The organism is Paenibacillus sp. OK076 (assembly GCF_900110055.1).
GTDB lineage: Bacteria > Bacillota > Bacilli > Paenibacillales > Paenibacillaceae > Paenibacillus.
Genome location: NZ_FOCH01000010.1, coordinates 1 through 23,972, shown reverse-complemented (window position 1 = coordinate 23,972; position 23,972 = coordinate 1). Strand labels below are relative to the sequence as shown.

26 protein-coding genes, 1 rRNA gene and 1 other annotated feature are annotated in these 23,972 nt (G+C 47.0%); of the genes, 1 reads left to right on the top strand and 26 read right to left on the bottom strand.

The features are described from left to right. Nucleotides 1-77: 77 nt before the first annotated feature. The 17 genes from rplL to BMY78_RS31235 form a co-directional block, all read right to left on the bottom strand. Complete coding sequence (gene rplL, locus BMY78_RS31320) at nt 78-440, bottom strand: 50S ribosomal protein L7/L12 (protein ID WP_090905279.1); 363 nt, start codon at nt 438-440, stop codon at nt 78-80. A gap of 73 nt (nt 441-513) precedes the next feature. Further along, nucleotides 514-1,017, bottom strand: coding sequence for a 50S ribosomal protein L10 (gene rplJ, locus BMY78_RS31315; protein ID WP_076292160.1), 504 nt, complete (start codon nt 1,015-1,017; stop codon nt 514-516). A 23-nt stretch (nt 1,018-1,040) separates the two neighbouring features. Then, nucleotides 1,041-1,189, bottom strand: a sequence feature (ribosomal protein L10 leader region). Nucleotides 1,190-1,256: 67 nt separating this feature from the next. Then, entirely contained in the window at nt 1,257-1,949 is a 693-nt protein-coding gene (gene rplA, locus BMY78_RS31310) for a 50S ribosomal protein L1 (protein ID WP_024633597.1), read from the bottom strand. A 95-nt stretch (nt 1,950-2,044) separates the two neighbouring features. Then, entirely contained in the window at nt 2,045-2,470 is a 426-nt protein-coding gene (gene rplK, locus BMY78_RS31305) for a 50S ribosomal protein L11 (protein WP_076292159.1), read from the bottom strand. A gap of 68 nt (nt 2,471-2,538) precedes the next feature. Next, nucleotides 2,539-3,072 carry a transcription termination/antitermination protein NusG gene (nusG, locus tag BMY78_RS31300; RefSeq protein WP_024633599.1) on the bottom strand — a complete coding sequence of 178 codons (534 nt, stop codon included), beginning with the start codon at nt 3,070-3,072 and terminating at the stop codon, nt 2,539-2,541. A gap of 22 nt (nt 3,073-3,094) precedes the next feature. Further along, a complete protein-coding gene (gene secE / locus BMY78_RS31295) occupies nt 3,095-3,286 on the bottom strand; it encodes a preprotein translocase subunit SecE (RefSeq protein ID WP_024633600.1) in 192 nt (63 codons plus the stop codon). Nucleotides 3,287-3,307: 21 nt separating this feature from the next. Then, nucleotides 3,308-3,457, bottom strand: coding sequence for a 50S ribosomal protein L33 (gene rpmG / locus BMY78_RS31290; protein WP_072735843.1), 150 nt, complete (start codon nt 3,455-3,457; stop codon nt 3,308-3,310). A gap of 304 nt (nt 3,458-3,761) precedes the next feature. After that, complete coding sequence (gene sigH / locus BMY78_RS31285; RefSeq protein ID WP_024633601.1) at nt 3,762-4,406, bottom strand: RNA polymerase sporulation sigma factor SigH; 645 nt, start codon at nt 4,404-4,406, stop codon at nt 3,762-3,764. A 171-nt stretch (nt 4,407-4,577) separates the two neighbouring features. Then, nucleotides 4,578-5,099, bottom strand: coding sequence for an NYN domain-containing protein (locus tag BMY78_RS31280; RefSeq protein WP_076292158.1), 522 nt, complete (start codon nt 5,097-5,099; stop codon nt 4,578-4,580). Between the two features lie 5 nt (nt 5,100-5,104). Continuing rightward, nucleotides 5,105-5,851, bottom strand: a complete 747-nt coding sequence (rlmB, locus tag BMY78_RS31275) for a 23S rRNA (guanosine(2251)-2'-O)-methyltransferase RlmB (protein ID WP_090905277.1) — start codon at nt 5,849-5,851, stop codon at nt 5,105-5,107. An 86-nt stretch (nt 5,852-5,937) separates the two neighbouring features. After that, nucleotides 5,938-6,462: a Mini-ribonuclease 3 gene (locus BMY78_RS31270; RefSeq protein ID WP_256222558.1), complete on the bottom strand. Its 525-nt coding sequence runs from the start codon at nt 6,460-6,462 to the stop codon at nt 5,938-5,940. Continuing rightward, on the bottom strand, nt 6,459-7,859 hold the full coding sequence (cysS, locus tag BMY78_RS31265; RefSeq protein ID WP_090905275.1) for a cysteine--tRNA ligase: 1,401 nt from the start codon (nt 7,857-7,859) through the stop codon (nt 6,459-6,461). The genes BMY78_RS31270 and cysS overlap by 4 nt, the downstream gene beginning before the upstream one ends. 29 nt (nt 7,860-7,888) lie before the next feature. Further along, a complete protein-coding gene (cysE, locus tag BMY78_RS31260; protein WP_090905273.1) occupies nt 7,889-8,554 on the bottom strand; it encodes a serine O-acetyltransferase in 666 nt (221 codons plus the stop codon). 594 nt (nt 8,555-9,148) lie between these two features. Continuing rightward, complete coding sequence (gltX, locus tag BMY78_RS31250) at nt 9,149-10,612, bottom strand: glutamate--tRNA ligase (RefSeq protein WP_076292154.1); 1,464 nt, start codon at nt 10,610-10,612, stop codon at nt 9,149-9,151. 33 nt (nt 10,613-10,645) lie between these two features. Then, nucleotides 10,646-11,122: a 2-C-methyl-D-erythritol 2,4-cyclodiphosphate synthase gene (gene ispF, locus BMY78_RS31245; RefSeq protein WP_090905269.1), complete on the bottom strand. Its 477-nt coding sequence runs from the start codon at nt 11,120-11,122 to the stop codon at nt 10,646-10,648. Then, nucleotides 11,119-11,811 (bottom strand): 2-C-methyl-D-erythritol 4-phosphate cytidylyltransferase, encoded by a 693-nt coding sequence (gene ispD / locus BMY78_RS31240; protein WP_090905267.1) that lies wholly within the window; start codon nt 11,809-11,811, stop codon nt 11,119-11,121. The genes ispF and ispD overlap by 4 nt, the downstream gene beginning before the upstream one ends. A gap of 93 nt (nt 11,812-11,904) precedes the next feature. Continuing rightward, nucleotides 11,905-12,990 carry a PIN/TRAM domain-containing protein gene (locus BMY78_RS31235; RefSeq protein ID WP_090905265.1) on the bottom strand — a complete coding sequence of 362 codons (1,086 nt, stop codon included), beginning with the start codon at nt 12,988-12,990 and terminating at the stop codon, nt 11,905-11,907. Nucleotides 12,991-13,164: 174 nt separating this feature from the next. Here BMY78_RS31235 and BMY78_RS31230 point away from each other — a divergent pair, with 174 nt between their 5' ends. Then, on the top strand, nt 13,165-13,560 hold the full coding sequence (locus tag BMY78_RS31230; protein WP_024633611.1) for a nucleoside triphosphate pyrophosphohydrolase family protein: 396 nt from the start codon (nt 13,165-13,167) through the stop codon (nt 13,558-13,560). Between the two features lie 147 nt (nt 13,561-13,707). Here BMY78_RS31230 and pssA read toward each other — a convergent pair whose 3' ends face one another. The 9 genes from pssA to rrf all read right to left on the bottom strand — a co-directional run. Then, nucleotides 13,708-14,439 carry a CDP-diacylglycerol--serine O-phosphatidyltransferase gene (pssA, locus tag BMY78_RS31225; RefSeq protein WP_090905263.1) on the bottom strand — a complete coding sequence of 244 codons (732 nt, stop codon included), beginning with the start codon at nt 14,437-14,439 and terminating at the stop codon, nt 13,708-13,710. A 43-nt stretch (nt 14,440-14,482) separates the two neighbouring features. Beyond that, complete coding sequence (gene disA / locus BMY78_RS31220; protein WP_076292150.1) at nt 14,483-15,559, bottom strand: DNA integrity scanning diadenylate cyclase DisA; 1,077 nt, start codon at nt 15,557-15,559, stop codon at nt 14,483-14,485. Between the two features lie 13 nt (nt 15,560-15,572). Continuing rightward, a complete protein-coding gene (gene radA / locus BMY78_RS31215; protein WP_090905261.1) occupies nt 15,573-16,940 on the bottom strand; it encodes a DNA repair protein RadA in 1,368 nt (455 codons plus the stop codon). Between the two features lie 298 nt (nt 16,941-17,238). Continuing rightward, entirely contained in the window at nt 17,239-19,701 is a 2,463-nt protein-coding gene (gene clpC, locus BMY78_RS31210; RefSeq protein WP_090905260.1) for an ATP-dependent protease ATP-binding subunit ClpC, read from the bottom strand. A gap of 184 nt (nt 19,702-19,885) precedes the next feature. Beyond that, nucleotides 19,886-20,956 (bottom strand): protein-arginine kinase McsB, encoded by a 1,071-nt coding sequence (locus BMY78_RS31205; RefSeq protein WP_053779232.1) that lies wholly within the window; start codon nt 20,954-20,956, stop codon nt 19,886-19,888. Nucleotides 20,957-20,984: 28 nt separating this feature from the next. Further along, a complete protein-coding gene (locus BMY78_RS31200; protein WP_090905256.1) occupies nt 20,985-21,509 on the bottom strand; it encodes a protein-arginine kinase activator protein McsA in 525 nt (174 codons plus the stop codon). 30 nt (nt 21,510-21,539) lie between these two features. Next, a complete protein-coding gene (locus tag BMY78_RS31195; RefSeq protein WP_024633618.1) occupies nt 21,540-22,001 on the bottom strand; it encodes a CtsR family transcriptional regulator in 462 nt (153 codons plus the stop codon). A gap of 472 nt (nt 22,002-22,473) precedes the next feature. Beyond that, entirely contained in the window at nt 22,474-23,649 is a 1,176-nt protein-coding gene (gene eis / locus BMY78_RS31190) for a GNAT family N-acetyltransferase (RefSeq protein WP_090905255.1), read from the bottom strand. A 231-nt stretch (nt 23,650-23,880) separates the two neighbouring features. Next, nucleotides 23,881-23,972: ribosomal RNA gene (rrf, locus tag BMY78_RS31185) — 5S ribosomal RNA — on the bottom strand; the annotation flags it as partial.

The following is a 23,972-nucleotide window of genomic DNA, read 5'->3' as shown; positions in this document are numbered from 1 at the left end:
TTACAATTACAGCAACAAACCCCTTGATATAAGTCAAGGGGTTTGTTGTTTTGTTCATCTAGCTAATGAAAGCTAAATTATTTAACTTCGATTGTAGCGCCTGCTTCTTCAAGCTTAGCTTTAACCGCTTCTGCTTCTTCTTTGCTTACTTTTTCTTTCAGTGGTTTTGGAGCGTTGTCAACCACTTCTTTTGCTTCTTTCAAGCCAAGACCTGTGATTTCACGTACTGCTTTGATAACGTTGATTTTGGAAGCACCAGCGTTAGTCAAGATTACGTCAAATTCGGATTGCTCAGCTTCAGCTGCAGCAGCTCCGCCACCTGCAACAGCTACTGGAGCTGCAGCAGTTACGCCGAATTCTTCTTCGATTGCTTTAACGAGATCATTCAATTCCAGTACAGTCATGCCTTTGATTGCTTCCAAGATTTGCTCTTTACTCATGATTGAACCTCCATATATAATATTATTTTTTTTGTATTTCATCACTGCCTAAGCAGCATTCAGATCAAGTTGCTTACGCGCCTTGTTCTTCTTTTTCAGCAACAGCTTTAACCGCAAGCGCGAAGTTGCGCACTGGCGCTTGAAGCACGCTGAGGAGCATGGAAAGGAGACCTTCGCGGGATGGCAATTCTGCCAACGCTTTGACTTCTTGTACTCCGATTACGCGACCTTCTACGACTGCACCTTTCAATTCCAGTGCATCGTTCTTTTTCGCGAAGTCGTTCAGAATTTTGGCTGGAGCCACTACGTCGTCTACGCTGAATGCAATTGCACTAGGACCTGTCAGTACTTCGTTAAGTTCTGTCAGTTCTGCTGCAGCTGCTGCGCGGCGAAGCAACGAGTTTTTCAGCACTTGGAATTCGATTCCGGCTTCACGAAGCTGCTTACGCAGCTCAGTTACTTGGGCAACGTTCAAACCGCGATAGTCAACAACAACACTAGTCGCGCTCTCGCGCAATTTAGCTGTTACTGCATCAACGGACTCTTGTTTTGCTTGAATCACTTTTGCGTTTGCCAAACTGTACACCTCCTGATCAAATTTATCCCATTAAGAAAAGCCTCCGTAGAATCACGAAGGCTTGATATATACTCATAACCGATTTACATCGTTCTAAGTTCTATAATCACACCTCGGCAGGAAATTAAGCCAAAATGGCACCTACTGTCTACGGTAAGCATATTCAAATGTCAACGGTCAGTCACTCGGACTCACAACTTTTATAGATTATCAGAACAGGACAAGCCTGTCAAGTGATATTATCTAAAAGATGCTGCGTTCACGCGTGCGCCAGGGCCCATCGTGGAAGAAAGACTTACATTCTTCAGATAAACACCTTTTGCTGCCGCCGGTTTAGCACGAGTCAAAGCATCCATGAGAGCTTTAAGGTTCTCATTCAGTTGCTCTGCCGAGAAAGAAGCTTTACCGATCGGTGCATGAATTTGACCTGCACGATCCAGACGATATTCGATTTTACCGGCTTTAATTTCTTGAACAGCCTTGGATACATCGAAAGTTACCGTTCCGGCTTTAGGGTTAGGCATCAGACCTTTACCGCCGAGCAGTCGGCCCAATTTACCTACTTCACTCATCATGTCCGGTGTCGCTACGCAGACGTCGAACTCGAACCAGCCTTGTTGGATTTTGTTGATCATGTCTGCATCACCAACATAGTCCGCGCCAGCCGCTTCCGCTTCTTTCGCTTTGTCACCTTTTGCAAATACCAATACGCGTTGTGTTTTACCTGTGCCGTGTGGCAAGACAACAACACCACGTACTGCCTGGTCTTGTTTACGTGGGTCAACGCCCAAGCGTACTGCTGCTTCGATTGTTTCATCGAATTTTGCAGTGGCTGCCTTTTTCACAAGCTCTACAGCTTCTGAAGGCTCGTAAGTTGCTTCGCTGTCAATCAGCTTAGCAGCTTCCAGGTATTTTTTACCGTGTTTAGCCATGTTATATTCCTCCTTTGTGGTGTTAGCGGATATACCTCCCACATCAACCGGCCGCGAATCGGCCGGCTTTACGAAGCCATGTTTCAGATGAAAAATTAGTCTTCGATGGTGATACCCATGCTGCGGGCAGTACCTTCGACCATACGCATTGCAGACTCAACGTCAGCAGCATTCAGGTCAGGCATTTTTGTTTCCGCGATTTGACGTACCGCATCACGTTTAACGGTAGCGACTTTTTTCTTGTTTGGTTCGCCGGATCCTTTTTCTACTTTAGCTGCCACTTTCAACAGAACTGCTGCTGGTGGAGTTTTAGTGATGAAAGTAAAGGAACGGTCTTCGAATACTGTGATTTCAACAGGAATAATCAATCCCGCTTGATCGGCTGTACGAGCGTTGAACTCTTTACAGAATGCCATGATGTTGACACCTGCTTGACCCAAAGCTGGACCTACCGGAGGCGCTGGATTCGCTTTACCTGCTGGAATTTGCAGTTTTACCATTTTGATTACCTTTTTTGCCATGATTGACACCTCCTTGCAAAATAGTGGTTAACGGGCCTCTCAGCCCTCCCACAAGAAACTTGAAGAGACTATATCTTCTCCACTTGCGTATATTCCAACTCAAGCGGTGTTTCCCGTCCAAACATGTTCACGTGCACTTTCAACTTGCTTTTGTCTACCAAAATTTCTTCCACGGAGCCCACAAAATTCGCAAAAGGACCAACTTTAATACGTACGGATTCCTTAATGTCGAATTCAATTTTAGGCTTCGGTTCAACCATGCCCATGTGCTTCAGAATTTGTTCCACTTCTTCAGGCAGCAAGGCTGTTGGTTTGGACCCGGAACCTGTCGAACCGACAAATCCCGTAACACCTGGCGTGTTGCGAACAACGTACCAAGAGTCATCCGTCTGGACCATTTCCACCAAGACATATCCGGGGTAAACTTTACGCATAACGGTTTTTTTCTTACCGTCTTTGTTCACCACTTCTTCTTCCATCGGAACAAGAACGCGGAAAATCTTGTCTTCCATGCCCATGGACTCTACGCGTTTTTCCAAATTGGCTTTGACCTTATTCTCATACCCTGAATAGGTATGAACGACGTACCATCTTTTTTCCATATCAAGCCACCTGGGACCCTTCTTAAATAATCGCTTCGATCACAGCGGAGATGCCGATATCAACGACCCAAAAAAACAGCGTCATAACCACAACAGTACCAAGAACGATCAATGTGTAGTTGGTCAGCTCTTTACGATTAGGCCAGCGAACTTTTTTAAGTTCAGCCCAGCTTTCAGAGAAAAAGGAAATCAGAGATTTGAAACTACGTTTCACGCCGACTACACCTCCAAAAAACTATCTGGTTTCGCGATGAGAAGTCTGCTCGTTACAAAACTTGCAAAATTTCTTCATCTCCATGCGGTCGGGGTGATTACGCTTGTTTTTTGTCGTAGTGTAATTTCTTTGTTTGCAGTTTGTACAAGCCAAAGTAATAATTACCCGCATGATGTACACCTCCCGAAGACTTCCACATTCAAGCGGAGTCTCTAAATTGATCCTAAAAAAAAGCCGCGAATTTAGGCCTACCTAAAACACTTTATCACAAGGGTATAACCATGTCAATGAAAGAATAGCCTTTCATCCGTGGGTAAAAAGTTCCTATCAAACACATTCAGTTTCTCATCTCTGTTTTTCTCTTCTCCTGCATGGACCAAGCGATTACTAGTATAATCATTCTTTAACTTTATAAACTTGAGGCAGCAAAAAAAGACTCAAACCCCGAGCCTTTTCCGTCAACGACAACATGTGTTCAATTATCTCGAACTTCCAGGTACTTTTCAAGTTTACGCTTGACGCGCTGGAGTGCATTATCAATGGACTTTACATGCCTGTCCAAATCCACTGCAATCTCTTGATAAGATCTCCCGTCCAGATACAACATCAATACTTTACGTTCCAGATCACTCAGAATCTCAGACATCTTATCTTCCAGGCCTACAAACTCTTCCTGATTGATGATAAGTTCTTCCGGATCGCTGACCTGTGTTCCACAAATCACATCGAGTAACGTACGATCGGACTCTTCGTCATAAATAGGTTTGTCCAGTGATACATAAGAATTAAGCGGAATATGCTTCTGACGTGTTGCTGTCTTGATTGCCGTAATAATCTGTCGTGTAATACACAACTCGGCGAAGGCTTTGAAAGAAGCGAGCTTGTCCCCTTTGAAATCCCTAATGGATTTATAGAGTCCAATCATTCCTTCTTGAATGATATCTTCCCGGTCAGCCCCAATCAGAAAATAAGATCTTGCCTTGGCGCGTACAAAGTTACGATATTTGTTAATCAAAAACTCCAGCGCTTCGCTTTCACCTTCACGGACCGCTTCGACAATGTCTTCGTCACTTTGGTAATCATACTTGGATAACATGATATCTTTGAGGTCGACACTCACAGACAATCCCTCCGGCTGCAACGCAAGGTACCCCGTTACTCTACTCTATGAAATATAGGATCAGTATATATGATGGTACCTCACACCGTCAACCACGCTCTGCCTAAAAAAGAACATCAATAACATAATTGTCAAGAGTTTCAAAATTCTAATTTTTGTAAAACCGTGCTGTTATTCCCGGCGCCATCGCTCAAATTGCTTCAAAACATCCGGACTTAACTTGCCGCCGAGTGTATTTCGCGTTGCTTTAGCTTGATCTTCTTCCAGACGTTTCTGTAACTCTTTTTCGTTCTGCTCTACTTCGATCAGCAATTCCCTTGCGGATACACGCAGAGCTCCCTGTCCAAAAATGACATGCTGCTCTACCATATCGCTTGTAGCCACATAGATTTGGCGTCTTCGCGTGCTTAGTTCCCGAACGAGTCTCTCAATGCATTCGTCTGCCGTCTCTTTTTCCTTTGTAAAAAAAATCTGCACTTTGCTCTGTGTAAAGGATTTACCGAGTCCAGGCACGAGGTAGGCGTCAAAAACAACAATGACTCTCCGGCCGGAGAACGCCTGATAGTCGGCTAGTCGAGAGAGAAGCCTGTTGCGGGCCTCCTCCAATCCACTCTCCGCCAATCTGGATAGCTCCGGCCAGTCACCAATCATGTTGTACCCGTCTACAAGAAGCACATCACGGGAATCAGCCATATCTTCTAGTCCTGCGCTTGGCGCGAGCGGAGCACTTCATACATGACAACACCCGCTGCCACGGAAGCATTCAGGGAATTAATCTGACCTTGCATCGGCAGTTTGATCAACACATCGCATTTCTCGCGAATCAGTCGTCCCATTCCCTTGTTTTCGTTCCCGATAACGACGGCTACTGGACCCGTAAAGACGCCGTTCCCAAACACGCTCTCCTGAGCAGCAACATCCGTACCCACAACCCATACGCCCTCTTCCTTAAGACGATCAATGGTTTGACCCAGGTTGCTTACACGAGCCACTGGCACGTACTCCACCGCACCCGCTGATGTTTTGGATACCGTCACTGTAACTGCAGCTGAGCGCCGCTTAGGTACAATAACGCCATGTGCACCTGTGCAGTCAGCCGTCCGCAAAATCGATCCAAGATTATGTGGATCTTCAATCTCATCCAGCAAAATCAAAAATGGATGTTCATTTTTTGCAGCCGCTGCAGCAAGAATGTCTTCAACCTCCACATAAGCGTAAGGAGCCGCTTGTGCTACTACACCCTGGTGTTGAACGCCCGGCACTGTTTGATCCAGTTTACGCTTGTCCACGTGTTGAATGACAATCCCTAGTTTTTTTGCTTCCGCGATAATGGGCTGCGTCAAATGTTTTTGCGCTGTATCTGCAATCCATATTTTATTAATGGTCCGGCCTGAACGCAGCGCCTCCGTTACGGAGTGTTTACCGGCAATCCATTCTTCTTCCATCTTTGTTCGATCCTCTCTATAACGCCCTGTGTTACACTGCACCCTATTCGGCACATCTTACAGAAGCGGCTTTGTTGTAATTTATATTATTTTGTCGGTGATTGCGAATGTTGCTCCGCATGCTCGATGCCCCGGCGAATTAGTTCAATCATGCGGTCATGTCGACCACTGCTATACAGGTAACCGAACAGACACTCCAGAGCTGTGGCATGTCTATATTCCAAAACATCTGCGTTTTTGGGAATACTGCCAGACTTGGCATTACGACCTTGTCTGACAATGTCACGTTCCTCCTCGGTCAGCTCAGCCTCAATACCTGTGAGGATACGGCTCTGCGCCTTCGCCGATACCAAACCCGTTGCACTACGGTGCAGATGGTTGGGACGCATATTGGCTTTGGACAACAGATACTGCCGTACGGCTACCTCATATACCGCATCACCAATATAGGCGAGAGCGATGGGAGGAATCAACCTTGCAGGCCGAGAGGGAGGATAAGGAAACCATCCTCCCTGCTCAACGCTCAGAGATTGTTCATCTGTCTGTTGTTCCTCCCGTTGCTCGGCATGTTCGACGGATTCAGACAACTTTTCCAGTTGTTCATCACTCATTTGCGCCGCCATCTCATTCCTTGAGCCGTATCCTCAAGCAAGATGCCCTGCGCAGACAGTTCATCCCGAATTTCATCAGCCCGCGCCCAGTTTTTGGACTTGCGCGCTTCGTTACGTTCTTCAATTAGACGTTCGATTTCTTCGTCCAAAAGCTCCGGTTCAGCCTCCGTATAGATGCGAAGCACCGCATTCAGCTCATTGAACAATTCCAGCAGAGCGCGAATGTCCGCAGCGTTTACCACATCTTGCTGCAACAGTTGGTTAGCTTCCCCAGCCCATTCAAACAGTGCCGTAATCGCATCTGGCGTATTGAAGTCGTCCTGCATTTTCTCATGATATTGCTGACGAATCTGCTCCAGTCTCGCTGCGAACTCTGCTGACACAGCCTGATCCACACTCACAGCTTGCAAGCGATGATTAAGGTTGCCTACGGCATTGGCGATCCGGTCTACACTATTCTGTGCCTGTTCCATCGTATCTTCCGTAAAGTTCAATGGATTACGATAGTGAGTAGACAACATAAAATAACGAATGGCTTCGCGTTTATATTGATTGCGGAGGTCTTTAACAAGCACGCCGTTACCGAGTGATTTCGACATTTTTTCGTTATCAATACGGATAAATCCGTTATGCATCCAGTAGTTTGCCAGAGGTTTTCCAGTCAGTACCTCGGATTGAGCGCATTCGCATTCATGGTGCGGGAACTGCAAATCCTGTCCTCCACCGTGAATATCCAGCGTGTCGCCCAGGTACTCCCGTGCCATCGCTGAACACTCAATATGCCAGCCCGGACGACCATCGCCCCATGGACTGGACCAGAAGATCTCACCCGGTTTTGCAGCTTTCCAGAGTACGAAATCTTCCGGATGCTCTTTGCGCTCATCTACACCAATACGAATTCCGAACTGTAATTCCTGAAGGTTTTGCTTCGACAGTTTGCCGTACTCCGCGAACTTGCCTGTGCGATAATATACGTCACCGCCATTTTCATAGGCGAAGTCCTTTTCAACCAACTCACGGATAAAATCAATAATGAGCGGCATGTTTTCCGTCACTCTTGGGTTACTGCTTGCCTTCGGAATACCCAGCCCTTCGAGATCCTCGTAATACGCTGCAATAAACTTCTCTGCAACATGAGGAACATCCGTGCCAAGCTGCTCGGCCTTGCGAATGAGTTTGTCATCGACATCCGTGAAGTTCACGACGTAGTTCACTTCAAGACCGGTCTGTTCCAGGTATCCGCGAACCGTGTCGAAAAAGATAACTGGACGTGCATTCCCGATATGAATGTAATCATATACCGTCGGCCCGCACACATACATTTTCACTTTCCCCGGCTCTTGAGGAACAAAATTCTCTTTGGTACGACTCATCGTATTGTAAATTTGAAGCGTCATAGTCACTTTCCTTTCATCCGTTTCCATCATTATTCTATTGTACCACGGGAAAACTCACTTTCACGCGTACTCTGCAGAGTACGCACTTCTTCACGCAATCGTTCGATTTCTTGCTGCATATTGCGCAGGGAATCGATGACCGGATCGGGAAGCTGCTGATTCAGACGGTCCACCCGGCGGCCATCCTGCTTCACGATTCTGCCCGGTATGCCTACAACGGTGCTGTTTGGAGGAACTTCCTTCAGCACAACCGAGTTTGCACCAATATTACATTGATCCCCCACGCTGAAGGAGCCTAGCACCTTCGCTCCGGATGAGATAACCACATTATTGCCAATTGTCGGATGTCTCTTCCCTTTTTCTTTACCCGTTCCGCCAAGTGTGACCCCCTGATAGATGACAACATCGTCGCCAATTTCACATGTTTCCCCAATCACAACGCCCATGCCATGGTCAATAAACAACCGGTTGCCGATCGTAGCTCCGGGGTGGATTTCGATGCCTGTCATAAAACGGCTGACTTGTGAAATGAACCGGGCAAAAGAAAACCATTTCCGCTTGTATAAAAAGTGTGCCACCCGGTGCGCCCATATCGCATGCAGCCCCGAGTAGGTAAATACAACTTCAAACCATCCCCGGGCCGCCGGATCGTTTTCAAACACCGCCTGGATATCTGATCTGATCTTCTTGAACATGCTCGTTCCCCTCTTGTTCAGGTCTTCGTCCTCCGGCTTACCGGACGGCGCGGCCCTCATGGTAGTGTACTTCCGACTCGACCTAAACAGAAAACGCCCCTGCAGCTATTAAGCTGCAGAGGCGTTTATCGCGGTCCCACTCTGCTCGGTTCATGCCTTAACATACAAGAACTGGGAAGTTTGTTATAGCCTCCTCATATCCTTGCACAAGAATGAACCCTCAACAGTTCCGTAACGGGAACCAACCGTCACAACCTATCCTGACGTTTTCCTCTCTCCTACATAACAAGAGGCGGGGCCGGATTCGGCTATGCAGCTCACGGGTGCATTTCGACTGACGGACAGCGGATGGCTCACAGCCACCGCAGCAAAGATTCCTGTTCTTTACTGCGGGGCCATCCTCTCTGAATCTGTCCGGTTCAGCCTACTTCTCCCGGTCTTTGCTGTTTTTATGATGAATGATAAAATCATACCATTTAACCTTTGTGTTGCTATTATAGCGAAAAGGTTATGGACTGACAACAATCTTCCTTCATATCGGTATAAACGAAGTTCTATCCATAAGTCCAAAGTAGACTCTAAAAGGGGCGTTTCTTATGCACCTTTTACCTGAGCATGCAATCGATCAATCACCGTATCACGACCAAGCAGTACAATCGTTTGGTTCAGATCACGGCCATGAGTCTGTCCTGTCAGAGCTACACGAATCGGCATAAACAACTGTTTACCCTTAAATCCGGTCTCTTTCTGAACTTCTTTGATCAGCGCAGCCATTTTGCTTGGTGTAAATTCGTCGCTAGCCTGTACCTTATCAGCAAATGCCTTCAGAACGGTTGGTACCTGCTCCTCAGCCAGTACAGCAGCTCCTTCACTTTCCAGCTCCAGGTGGGAACGGAAGAACACTTCCGACAATTCCACGATATCGGAGGCAGAATTCATTTGCTCCTGGTAGAGATGAACAAGCGTATATGCCCATTCTTTCTGTTCAGGTGAGAGCTCAGCAGCAATACGTCCCGCCTTTTGCAGATGTGGAATTGCCATTTCGGCAATGCGATCCGGGTCCGCATTTTTGATGTAATGGTTGTTCAAGTGAGCCAGCTTGTGGGTATCAAATACCGCCGGACTCTTGGACAGACGCTTCGTATCAAAAATGGAGATTAACTGCTCCTGCGAGAAGATCTCTTCTTCGCCTTCAGGGGACCAGCCAAGCAGGGAGATGAAGTTAAACATCGCTTCAGGCAAATAGCCGAGCTGATCATATTGTTCAATAAACTGAATAACGGATTCGTCACGTTTGCTCAGCTTTTTGTGGTTTTCATTCACGATCAACGTCATATGACCGAATTGCGGCGGCTCCCAGCCAAGCGCTTCATAAATCATTAGTTGACGCGGTGTGTTAGAGATGTGATCTTCACCACGCAGGACGTGAGAGATCTTCATCAGGTAATCATCCACAGCAACTGCATAGTTGTACGTGGGAATGCCGTCTTTTTTCACAATAACGAAGTCGCCGGATTCCTTGCTGTTGAATGAGATTGTTCCTTTGACCATGTCATCAAACGTATAAATGCGTTCTTCCGGTACACGGAAACGAATACTCGCCACACGGCCTTCCGCTTCAAATGCACTCTGCTGCTCCGGTGTCAGATCACGGTGTTTACCCGAATAACGCGGAGTTTCTCCACGTGCTGTCTGTTCCTCACGTTCTTGCTCCAGCTCTTCTTCCGTGCAATAACAACGATAAGCCAGACCTTTGTCCAGCAGTTCCTGCGTATATTTGCGATATATATCCAGACGTTCTGTCTGACGGTATGGTCCGTACTCGCCGCCGACATCAATACTTTCGTCCCACTCGATTCCGAGCCATTTCAAGTATTTCAGCTGACTTTCCTCGCCACCGGCAATGTTGCGTTTCACGTCCGTATCCTCAATACGAATAATGAATTTGCCGTTATTATGTTTGGCATACAAATAGTTAAACAGCGCCGTACGGGCGTTCCCGATATGCAGGTGTCCCGTTGGACTCGGCGCGTAGCGCACGCGAACTTCGGTGCTCATAATATCCCCTCCGTCTCTAATTGGTTGATGATATCACACGCGAACAAGGCAAACAACCGATTGGGCAGCTATCCCCTCTCCCCGTCCGGGGAATCCGAGTTGCTCTGTTGTTGTCGCTTTGACATTCACCTGAGTTACATCCGCTTCAAGTGCCTTGGCAATAACCTCGGCCATCTGCGGAACGTAAGGTGCCATCTTCGGTTTCTGTGCAATAATGGTTGAATCGATGTTCCCCAGACTGTATCCACGATCCTTCACCAACTGCCACACATGCTCCAGCAGTTTCAGGCTATCCGCATCCTTGAACTCCGGATCGGTATCCGGGAAGTGTTTGCCAATATCCCCAAGTGCAAGCGCACCAAGAATGGCATCACTGATGGCATGCAGCAGCACGTCTGCGTCCGAGTGACCCAGCAGTCCTTTTTCATAAGGGATCGTGACCCCGCCAATAATGCATGGGCGTCCCTCTACCAGTTGATGTACATCGAATCCCTGTCCTACACGTATCATCGCTTCTTCTCTCCCTTGAGCAAAAACGCGGCGTATTCCAAATCTTCCGGCGTCGTTAATTTGATATTCGTATAACTGCCTTCCACAACCTTGACCGACATTCCCTGGCGTTCAGCCAGCATTGCGTCATCCGTTCCTAGAAATCCGTCCCGGTCCGCCGATTCGTAAGCAAGTATCAGGGAAGAAAGACGAAAAGCCTGCGGGGTTTGAATGCTCCACAGACTGCTGCGGTCCGGCGTCGCCGTAACGATTCCATCCGCATTCACTTGTTTGATTGTATCCTTCACTGGAACAGCCAATACAGCTGCTCCACCCGACATGGCGGCCTTCATACATCCCATAATCTGCTCACGGTTTATAAAAGGACGTACCCCGTCGTGAACGAGGACCCAGTCTGTCCCTAGTGCCTTAAGGCCTTCGTGGACCGAATGCTGTCTCTCTTTCCCTCCGGGGATGACACGGACATGTGATTCCAGTCGGTATTCTTTTACCCATTCCTGGCAGCGTTCAACATCGGCAGCTCCCGTGACCAGCACCATTTCGCTGACCTCGTCCATAGCCGCAAACACTTCAAGCGTATGTATGAAAACGGGCTTGTCCTGCAGCAGCAGAAACTGCTTACTCTCGGTTGTTCCCATCCGGGTCCCCCGACCTGCCGCCACAATGACAACACCCCACCCTTTATCCATGCCGCAATCCCTGCCTTGTCTGTCAGTTTACCGTTCGGAGATATAATACAGTTATATTATAAACTCTAACGATACACTACCCATCATACCGCTTTATTGGGCTTTTTCCAACAGTTTCGGCTTGGCAAAAATCATTCGTCCTGCTGACGTCTGCAGCACACTGGTCACCAGCACTTCCATCATCATGCCGATATACTCGCGTCCGCCTTCCACAACAATCATCGTGCCATCATCCAGATAGGCTACACCTTGACCGTGTTCCTTACCATCTTTGATAATCTGCACCATAATCTCCTCACCTGGTAATACCACGGGCTTAACCGCATTGGCGAGATCATTGATATTTAGCACGGATACACCTTGCAATTCACAGACCTTGTTCAAGTTGAAGTCGTTGGTGACAACTTTGCCCTGAAGAACCTTGGCGAGCTTGACCAGCTTGCTGTCCACTTCGGAAATTTCCTCGAAATCACCTTCGTAAATGAGAACTTTGACGTCCAATTCCTTCTGAATTTTATTCAGGATATCAAGCCCGCGCCGTCCTCTGTTCCGCTTGAGCAAGTCCGATGAATCGGCAATGTGCTGCAATTCCTCCAGAACGAATTCCGGGATTACAATCGTTCCCTCGATAAATCCGGTTTTGCATATATCCGCGATGCGTCCATCGATAATTACACTGGTATCCAAAATTTTGTGCTCTTCCAGCCGTCTGTCCTCATCGACTTCGGGATGACCCCAGCGTCCTGACATCCAGAAGGCCGCCAGATCGTCTTTCTTCGCCATGGCAAGCATATAGCCTGTATAGCTACTTACGACCGTCAGCGCCACCTGCAGTACCTCTCCGGCCATCCCCAGCCATGCCACACAAGGATATAATAGCAAGGCCACCAGAAGTCCTGCAACTGTACCCGCCGCACCTGCAGCCAATTCATTCATCGGTACTTTGGCCAAAGAATCAATACTATTATGCAGTCTGGTTGCCATTAATGTTCCACCGATGTTACACACGGACATAAACAATACAGCACCTAGTAAGGTTGATACCCCAGCCCCCAGCAATCCTGCTGATTGAATCCATTCAGCCATCCAAGGGACGGATTTTCCTGCCAGATGATATGCCGTGTAACCGAACCATGCACCGCACAATCCTGTAAAAGTTAAAATGCCTTTTTTCCACATAAGTCCCTGCACCTCCTTCAATATATCTTCATCTTTATATCCAGTATGATCCAATTCCCTGATTGCTAATCCCGCTTTTGAAGAACTTTTTGGAAATGTTGCAATCGTCAGTTGAAAGAAGGTAAATTATTGGCATATAATGAATTCAATTCATATCCCGAGGTGAGTAGCAAAATGAGTACGCTAAGTTTACAGGCTTTTCAGGATCAAGTTTCCGAGCTGTTGCTGCGTCATCGCAGCCTGATTGATGTACTGTCCAAAACAGGACAAGCCGGCGCCTCTGTCAACCGTGCCGTGTCAAAGGCCATTACCGAATGCGGCTGCATTGAGCTGCACGCCACCAAGCAGAAATATGCCCCAGAGAGCGATATTGCTCAATCAAAAGGCCTGCTGGAAACGCATGTGGAAGGTGAATTGTGCGAGAATTGCAAAGAGGTTATCAGCTCTGAACTGGGGCGGAACCTGTTTTATATGTCGGCTCTCTGCAATCTGCTGGACATCAACATGGAAGAGGTCGTAAATCACGAGTCACAGAAATGTTCGACGTTAGGGATGTTCAATTTGTCGTAAACAATACGTATTTCGTTGCAAATGGTTAAGTTACCTTATAGATTTGAAAAACAAAAAATAAGCACGCATGCTCCTGTTCAGGAGCGTACGTGCTTTTTTGTATTGGTTAGGAACACGGACCAACCGATTTACACCATACTGGATTGCCTAGCGATCGGATGGACGGGAAGACTTCTCTTCTTTACGCTTTTTGGCCCGGTTACGTGAGGCTGCCGTCCGCATATTATGCTTCATCCCATAAAGAGCGTATAACACAAGTGGAATAAAGATCAATTTGGACAATTGTTCTGGAAACATGACCGCCACCACTACCGCGAAGACGATAACCCAAGGTGCAATCCAGATCGCTTTGCGCGGCAGACCAACCTTTTTGAAATTGGGGTATTTCAGCGAACTTACCATCAGATACGATAACAGCAACGTGGCAATCATCATACTCACGGGACCGATATCCTTATTAAACAGGGACAGTGTAGCCAGTACCCCTCCGGCCGCTGGAATCGGTAAACCTGTAAAGTACCCGGGGATGCCGGGGCGAACGTTAAACCGGGCAAGCCGGATAGCCCCACAAATGGGAAAGCTTGCGGTTGCGATCCAGGCAAGAACCGTTGTTGCATCCTGAAACGAGACCATGAATATAATCAGAGCTGGAGCTGCACCAAATGAAACCATGTCAGACAAAGAATCCAGCTCTTTACCAAACTCACTCTGGGCATTAAGTGCACGTGCCACACGGCCATCCAGACCATCCAGCAACATCGCAATAATGACCAAAATCGCAGCCAAACTATAATTCCCATCAATTGCAAGCAGGATTGCCATCATTCCAAGAAACAGATTACCCAAGGTAAAGAGATTCGGAATGAATCTGGTTAACATCGTTGTTTCACCTCATTATTTTCAAGCCGTTATAGGCAAACCCTTACATTTGTCTGTCAATAAACATCTGCTCCTGCAAACGCTTGAGACCTTCCTTAATGGTTCGGGCGCGTACCTCTCCAATCCCGTCCACTTCGTCCAGCTCTTCAATTGTAGCCATGATGACATGAGGCAATTGTTCGAACTGATCCACCAGGTTATGGATGATGACATTCGGCAAGCGGGGGATCTTATTTAATACCCGATATCCGCGAGGTGCAACCGAATCTTCGGACGTAGCTGCTGACGAAGGGTATCCCAGCAGACGTACGATATGATGTGCATCCAGCAATTCATCGTCCGATAATCTTTTCAGACCAACGATAATCTCACGGATTTTGTCATCACTGTCATCACGGGCATAGTCCTTATACAGCAACCAGGCTTCTTCTTCCGTAGTACCGACGAGTTCCTCCATCTGCATGGAGATCAGACGTCCCTCGTTGCCGAGTTCATGAATATAACGCTTGATTTCCGTTTTGATACGCATAACCATTTCCGTACGCTGAATGACATTAACCACCTCAGGAATCGTTACCAGTTCCTCGAACTCGGAGGCACTCAGATTCGTAAGGGACTGTGTCAATACAGCTTTGTATTTTTCCAAGGTTTGAATCGCTTGATTCGCCTTGGTCAAAATAACCCCAATTTCTTTGAGGGAATACCGTAGTGTTCCTTGATATAAGGTGATAATATTCCGGCGCTGCGATATGGATACGACTAATTTGCCTGTTTGTTTTGCGACACGCTCAGCCGTCCGGTGACGGATCCCCGTCTCAGATGAAGAGATGGATGAGTCAGGAATGAGCTGTGTGTTGGCGTATAAAATACGCTTTAAATCCTCGCTAAGGATGATGGCACCATCCATCTTGGCGAGTTCATACAGATAGTTCGGGGAGAAATCACAATTAATCGAGAATCCTCCATCCACTACTTCCATCACTTCAGGGCTGTATCCTACAACCAGCAGTGCACCCGTCTTGGCACGCAGCACGTTCTCCAGACCTTCGCGGAAAGGTGTACCTGGTGCGATCAGCCTTAACAATTCGTTCATATTATCCAGTTGGCTCGAATCTTTCATCTTGTTATGCCCCCTAATCTAAAGCAACCGCTAGTGCATCTGCCACGGTATTCACACCGATCAGTTGTATCCCGCGAGGATGTTTCCAGCCCTTTAAGCTTTTTTCTGGTAAAATGACACGCTTGAAGCCCAATTTCTGAGCTTCTTTCACACGTTGTTCAGCCCGCGAAACGGCCCGAACCTCACCCGTCAAGCCGATTTCCCCAAAGATAACGTCATCTGGCTTGGTAGGCACATCTCTCAAGCTGGATGCGATACTTATAGCAACCGCCAAGTCCACTGCCGGCTCATCTAATCTCACACCACCAGCTACGTTCAGATAAGCATCCTGTGTTTGCAGGAACATGCCCATCCGTTTCTCCAGTACCGCAATAATCAAATTTAATCGATGGAGATCTACCCCAGTTGCCATACGTCGGGGAGAAGGGAAATGTGTGGTAGAAATCAATGCCTGCAATTCCACAAGCAGAGGACGTGTGCCCTCCATGCTGGCCACTACGGTAGAACCAGCCACACCCAGTGGACGTTCTGACAAAAAGAGCTCAGAAGGGTTGCCTACTTCACGAAGTCCATCTTCGCCCATTTCAAAAATACCGATCTCATTGGTCGAACCAAAACGGTTCTTGACCGCACGTAAAAGGCGATACGTATGATGCCGCTCTCCTTCAAAATAAAGAACACAGTCCACCATATGCTCCAACATACGGGGACCGGCAATAGCACCTTCTTTCGTAACATGCCCCACAAGTACGGTTGCAATGCCTCGCCCTTTGGCGATCCGCATGAACCGTGACGTACATTCCCTTACCTGAGCTACACTACCGGGAGCACTGGTGACTTCTGGCAGATATACGGTCTGAATGGAGTCGATGACTAGAAAATGCGGTTGGATCTGCTCCACCGCTTCCTCAACCCGCTCCATATTGGTCTCACATAGTACATATAACTCAGGAGACAGCGCACCCAGACGGTCAGCCCGCAATTTCGTTTGCTTAACGGATTCCTCGCCTGAGACATATAACACGCGCAAACCTGAATGAGTCAATGCATGAGATGTTTGCAACATTAACGTTGATTTTCCGATTCCGGGGTCTCCGCCCACCAGAACGAGAGATCCTGGAACAATTCCGCCGCCCAAAACCCGGTTTAGCTCTTCAATTCCAGTCTGTACACGCGGTTCCTGACCGCTATCTATATCTATGATGGGAAGTGGCTTATCTTTACTCTCAAAAAGAGGGGAATTTCTCCCTTGTGTTTTGACCACTGTTTCGGTTTCTTCCACCATTGAATTCCAAGACTGACAACCCGGACATTTGCCGTACCATTTGGGGGCTTCATAGCCGCATTCCGTACACTGAAACTTGGTTTTAACTTTGGCCACTTCAGCACTCCTAGGATTTATTTTATAACAGCATTTTGCATTTTTCGACGAATTTTGCCTAAACTCCCTGACGTGCAGGGTTAATAAAAGTTTACCATTGTTTGAGATTTTTCGTAAAGGATTATCGCAAACTTTACACATGTTCGCAGCCAGTTCAAGTTTGTTTTCTGATAAACAACAGCTTTGGGACTTTGAATGGCACAAAAAACACAAAAATCCTTCCTGACAAAAGACAGGAAGGATTTTTGTTTTATACATCAGACTCAGTAGCACCAGCTATTCACTAGTTAAGTGTCACTTATTTCGTTTCGATTTCTTCAGTAGAAGGAACAACAGCTTCTTTTTTCGTTACCGACAATGCTCCATTCTCCTCATCGATGAGTAACGAATCACCTTTGATTACATTACCCGTGAGCAACTCTTCAGACAATTTGTCTTCGATATGCTTCTGGATCGCCCGACGAAGCGGACGAGCACCATAGGCTGGATCGAAGCCTGCTTTGGCAAGGAATGCCTTGGCATTGTCGGTGAGTTCGAAGTCGACCTCATACTCACGCAGCCGTTTGCGAAGCTCTTCGCTCATCAGCGTAACAATCTCAGCGATATGTTTCTCTTCAAGAGAGTGGAACACGATAATTTCATCAATCCGGTTAAGGAACTCAGGACGGAAGCTTTTCTTCAGCTCATCCATCACTTTACCCTTCATGTTATCGTAATCCGCACCTGCATCCACTACTGCCGTAAAGCCAAGTGTAGAGTTACGTTTGATCGCTTCTGCACCCACATTGGATGTCAAAATGATCAACGTATTCCGGAAGTCTACGACGCGACCTTTGGAGTCGGTCAGACGACCATCCTCAAGCACTTGCAGCAAGATATTGAATACTTCCGGATGTGCTTTCTCGATCTCATCGAGCAGGACGACGGAGTAAGGTTTGCGACGAACTTTCTCTGTCAGCTGTCCACCTTCTTCATATCCCACATATCCCGGAGGCGCTCCGACGAGTCGGGAAGTCGAATGCTTCTCACCATACTCGGACATATCGATCCGGATGACTGCATTTTCATCGCCGAACATGGCTTCTGCAAGTGCACGAGCGAGCTCGGTTTTACCTACCCCGGTAGGACCCAGGAAGATAAATGAACCCATCGGACGTTTCGGATCTTTCAATCCGGCCCGAGCACGACGAACTGCACGGCTGACGGACTTCACAGCCTCATCTTGGCCGATGACACGTTCATGAAGAATAGATTCCAGGTTCATCAAGCGTTGTGTTTCTTCTTCTTTCAGCTTGTTCACCGGAATTCCAGTCCAGTTGGCTACCACTTGCGCGATATCCTCAGGTGTTACTTCAGAATCCGTGCGACCTTGTTTTTCTTTCCATTGGTTCTTCGTTACATCCAGCTCTTCACGAATTTTTTGTTCCGTGTCACGCAGAGCTGCTGCTTTTTCGAACTCCTGACTTTGAACCGCTGCGTCTTTTTCCTTACGGATATCTTCAAGACGGCTTTCCAATTGTTTGAGGTTTGGTGGAATGGTGTAAGAGTTCAACCTTACTTTGGAACCCGCCTCATCAATCAGGTCAATCGCTTTGTCCGGCAGGAAACGGTCTGTAATATACCGGTCAGACAGTTTAACCGCTTGAACAATCGCTTCATCCGTAATTTTCACCCGGTGATGCGCTTCGTAACGATCACGCAAGCCGTGTAAAATCTGAATTGCTTCTTCTGGAGAAGGTTGATCCACAGTGATCGGTTGGAAACGACGCTCCAGGGCAGCATCCTTCTCGATATATTTGCGGTATTCATCCAGTGTTGTTGCACCGATGCACTGTAATTCTCCACGGGCCAACGCCGGTTTCAAAATGTTCGAAGCATCAATTGCACCTTCCGCTCCACCTGCACCAATCAGGGTATGCAATTCGTCAATGAACAGGACGATGTTACCCGCTTGACGAATCTCATCCATAATTTTTTTCAGACGATCTTCGAATTCACCACGATATTTTGTACCTGCAACAACCGATCCCATATCCAATGTCATGACACGTTTGTCACGCAAAGTCTCCGGAATTTCATTCGCGATGATTTTTTGTGCAAGTCCTTCAGCAATGGCTGTTTTACCTACACCTGGTTCACCGATCAGTACCGGGTTATTCTTGGTACGACGGCTCAGTACCTGAATAACACGTTCAATTTCTTTACTACGTCCAATCACAGGGTCCAGGTTGTTCTCTCTGGCATACGCCGTGAGGTCACGTGCCAGACTGTCCAGTGTTGGTGTGCTGACATTGGCAGGTGTACCGTTATGACTGGATACAGCTTCACTGCTGCCAAGCAGTTGCAATACTTGTTGACGTGCCTTGTTCAAACTAATACCCAGGTTGTTCAGCACACGTGCCGCAACCCCTTCGCCTTCTCGGATCAATCCGAGCAGGATATGCTCTGTGCCTACATAGGTATGGCCCAATTTGCGCGCTTCATCCATAGACAGTTCAATTACTTTTTTCGCACGAGGCGTATATGCAATGTTCGTAGGTTGCTCTTGACCGCGGCCAATCAGCGTTTCTACTTCATCTTGAATTTTTTCCAATCCGAGTCCCAGGCCGATCAGCGCTTTGGCTGCGATGCCTTCGCCTTCACGAATGAGGCCGAGCAAAATGTGCTCTGTACCGATGTTATTATGACCAAGACGGACAGCTTCTTCCTGCGCCAATGCGAGCACCTTTTGGGCCCGTTCCGTAAATCTTCCAAACATCATATCTCCTGCACCTCCATGGTTTTGGATAAAACGGGGGCTGTTAAAAGGATCCCACCGTATTCTTCATATCATTTTTTTTGCAGCCGTGCTGCGAATAAAATCATTCAGCATTCAGTTATAGAAAATGCTCTATTATATAGAAGCCGCAGATGCGGCGTGAAACCTTTATAAACAACGCTTGAACCTAAGATTGATTGGCTGCACTGATCGTATCACGAATCAACTGAGCCCGATATATGTCACGCTCATCTGTCCGCATGTCTTCCCCAAATGTTTTCTGCAAAAAGCCCGGCTGCGTCATCACATTCAACTCGTTCATCACGGTTATGGACAAGCCGTCCAACAAGCCGAGATCCACACCAAGTCGAACATCAGACAAACGCTGTGCAGCTTCCTTCGAATCGACAATTGCAGCATGGGACAGAATGCCATATGACCGCATAACCCTGTCGGTAATTCGCAGTCTGGAGTCGGTAATTAACCGTTCTCTCGCGGTACGTTCATGCCCTATCATCTGTAACACAACACTATGCAGGTTATCAATGACTTCTTGTTCCGTCTGCCCCAGTGTGATCTGGTTCGAGATTTGGAACAGGTTACCCATCGCCTCACTGCCTTCACCGTAAATTCCCCGTACAGTCAGTCCGACTTGGGAGACTGCGGTTAGAATGCGGCCGATCTGCTGTGTCATCACCAGAGCGGGCAGATGCATCATGACAGATGCTCTTACACCTGTACCTACATTTGTAGGGCAACTGGTTAAATATCCTCTGCGGTCATCAAAAGCATAATCCACATGCGCTTCAAAAGCATCATCTATGGCGGAAGCTTTCTCCCAGGCTTCTTTCACCTGGAACCCCGGATAGAGGCACTGGATACGAAGATGATCCTCTTCATTAATCATAATACTGACAGATTCATCCTCACTGAGAATAACAGCACCATTTCTGGATTCGTTCGCAAGACTGGGACTTATCAGATGTTTCTCCACCAGCACCCGTTTGTCAAGGTCATCGATATCAATCAGATCCAGAGTATGAAAATCTCCAAAGGCATGAACGTCATCGTATTGAAGTACTTCGCTCAGCTTATTCAGCACTTCTTCCGATTGCTCATTGGAAGCCAGCATCGGAAACGGATAATGCTGCAGGTTGCGTGCGATCCGGACCCGGCTGCTAATGACGATCTCGGAATCAGCCGCATCACTACGCATCCAGTCGCTGAGCGCCTTCTCTGTAAAACGAAGATTAGGCATTACGCATCCCTCCTACTCATCACAAACTTTACTCCTGAGCTATTTCTTTTTCAAGTTCCCTGATCTGATCACGAATTTGAGCAGCTTCTTCAAACTCCTCTTGCGTTATGCTCTCCTGAAGATCCCGTTTCAGATCAGCAATCTGTCTTTTGACCTTGATGCGGCCACCAGCTCGTGCAGGCACTTTCCCCACGTGGGAAGTGCTGCCATGAACCCGTTTGAATAGCGGGTCCAAACGACTGTCAAAATATTTATAACAAGAACTACAGCCAAAGCGGCCGATTTTGCTAAACTGTGAATAGGTCATGCCGCATTCTTCACAACGAAGGGATTGTGCAGGTGTTGCTCCCGTATTGCCATTCTTGCCTGAGGGTTCAAAATCAAGCAACCCGGACAATAAGTTGTGAATAGAAAATCCGTTGGATGTTCCGGGAATCATTTCCCCTTTTTCACGAGCACATGACTCACAAATATGGAATTCCGTCTTCTCTCCGTTCACGATCTTCGTGAAATGGAGTGTTGCCGGTCGTTTGTTGCATTCTTGGCACAGCACAATGATGTACCCCCTTGATCCCGATAGTTTTCATTTACCGAGCAAAGATATTAACATCGCCTTTAACATTCTGGCACGAATTTGATCCCGGTAAGGAAGTTTGACCAATATAATCTCTCTCGATACAGCTGCCCGCATCAACCCGGCTTCCCTTTTGCTCAAGAAACGTGCTTCTTCCAGTTGGTAGATCAGACCTTCGGCAGCTGTCTGCCCGATCTCATCTCCAATACTATGGTGCAAATGGTTATGCAGAGCCGAGTGAGCTGGCAATTCGATTCGCTGTATGCGAACATAACCGCCGCCTCCACGTTTACTCTCTACAAGGTAACCTTTTTCGAGTGTAAATCGGGTGCTGATGACATAATTGATCTGGGAAGGCACACATGAAAATTGGTCAGCCAGATCATTACGTTGAATTTCGACCATTCCTTCGGGACTTTCATGCAAAATACTCTTCAGATATTGTTCGATAATATCAGAGATATTACGCATCGACTCATCCTCCACTGTCTGAAACGTTAAGTCAATAAGGACCCACACGCCCCTACAGAGTACACCTTCTCCACCCATTTAACCAATCAAGGAAACAGCGAAACTGATCTTCAACGGTCTTTAACAGGAGAGCGAAGGACGCTCGAAGGTCCTTTAATATTGCCTTTATCCGCTGATGTGTACTACCTTTAAAATGGCTCCCACCACCGGATTGCAGAAAGAAAGCTACGTAAGTATTTAACCTTTAGTTGACTTTGACTTTCTTTGACTTTATATACATTATAGCATATTTTGTGGTTTTGCCAAGAGGGAGCACTATTCATTTTTTACGATTTTACACGAAATATTCGGCTGACACAAAAAAACCTCTCCAAAATAACTGGAGAAGTCCATTTGTCTCACACTAGCAACGTAATGCTATACACGTTAAATCTATGAAATTGATCCTAGAATACTCTTTACTCTATGAGGATCAGAAAAAATCAAGTAAATACGTTTCCCGTTCAGGAATCGCTTGTTCCAAAGCCTTAATCGCTTCATTTGGTCCTTCCATTCTACCTATTTGAGCCATCTCTGAGGGCCTGCGATACCCCATCAGCATGGCGGTGAGCGCCTGAATATCTACTTTAACAGTCTGATCTTTAGCAGCCGAATCAGAGGTTTTCCATATCGAAGCTGTGCCATTCATCGCCACATTCAACTGCCATACCCCTTCATTCCATGGTGCGTGTGCGTCCTCTACCTGGAGATTAATCTGTACTGGTGAGTCTGGGCTCGCAAAAGGATACTGTGAAATAAATTGTTCTACACTCACAATACGTGCCATGAAGAATGGTATAACTTCCTGCTGAATCCGCGGATTGTCTAATTGAAAAGCAAGCATATCACTGGCTGGTGCCTGTAAAGTTACTTCCTCAATCATGGAATCATGGTTCGCAATAAAGGTCCACAAACCTTGTCTTGCCTCTTCATTCAGATAAATGATCTCTTTAATGGTAAACTTTCTTTCCTTAACCTCATATAAAACATAGCCTTGTGCTTTACCAGCTTCATCATAATATACAGCCTTCTGGCTGGCTCCATTAGTGAGAACTGAATTCTCCCATCTCGCATCATCTCGGATTAAGGTTCCGTTATAGCGCTCAGCATACGCACTGTATACTTCCTTTAATACGCTGAGTCCCGGATCGCCACGCCGAATTGTTCCAGGGGTTGCCTTTTTTGCAGGCAGATGAGCTGTAGGCACTTTATATCGTTTAAACTCAACATACGTCTCCCATCCATATCTCCGATAAAATGCAAAAGAGAACGGATGCAAAAACGATATACTTTGTTTGTTACGGTTCATTTCCTCCAGCGCATGCTTCAATAGCCCGGCTACCCAGCCTTTGCGTCTATATTCTGGCCATGTGGCTACTCCCGCAATACCGCCCATCTCGAACGATCTTCCGTGAATATAAGTTTGAAAAGGAATAATGTGAAGTTTGGCACCCAATTGTCCTTCCTCAAATACACCCCATATCTCCTGTGAATCAAATTGACTCCGTCGCTTCTCCGTTTGTTCTTCACTCATTACCACTTGAAAAGCATACTCGGAGAGTGCCATAGCTGGCTCAAAATCATCTACGGTTAATTTCTGAATTTCCATGTCGTCCTGCACCCCGTTCTCTAAGTTATGATATCTTTCAAATCATGGCCTGATACGTGATGTATGTATCTATTTATGAGTGTGTCAGAGGAACGGGACAAAGTCAAACAAGAGATGCGTGGGCATCTCTCGGGAATATTTTTTTCGTGTATAATAATTGTTCCACCTGTGATCTATAGTAAAAAAACGCAAATAAAAACCACCACCGAATAACATCGGCAGTGGTTCTTCGCTTGGCGGCGTCCTACTCTCCCAGGACCCTGCGGTCCAAGTACCATCGGCGCTAGAGGGCTTAACGGTCGTGTTCGGGATGGGTACGTGTG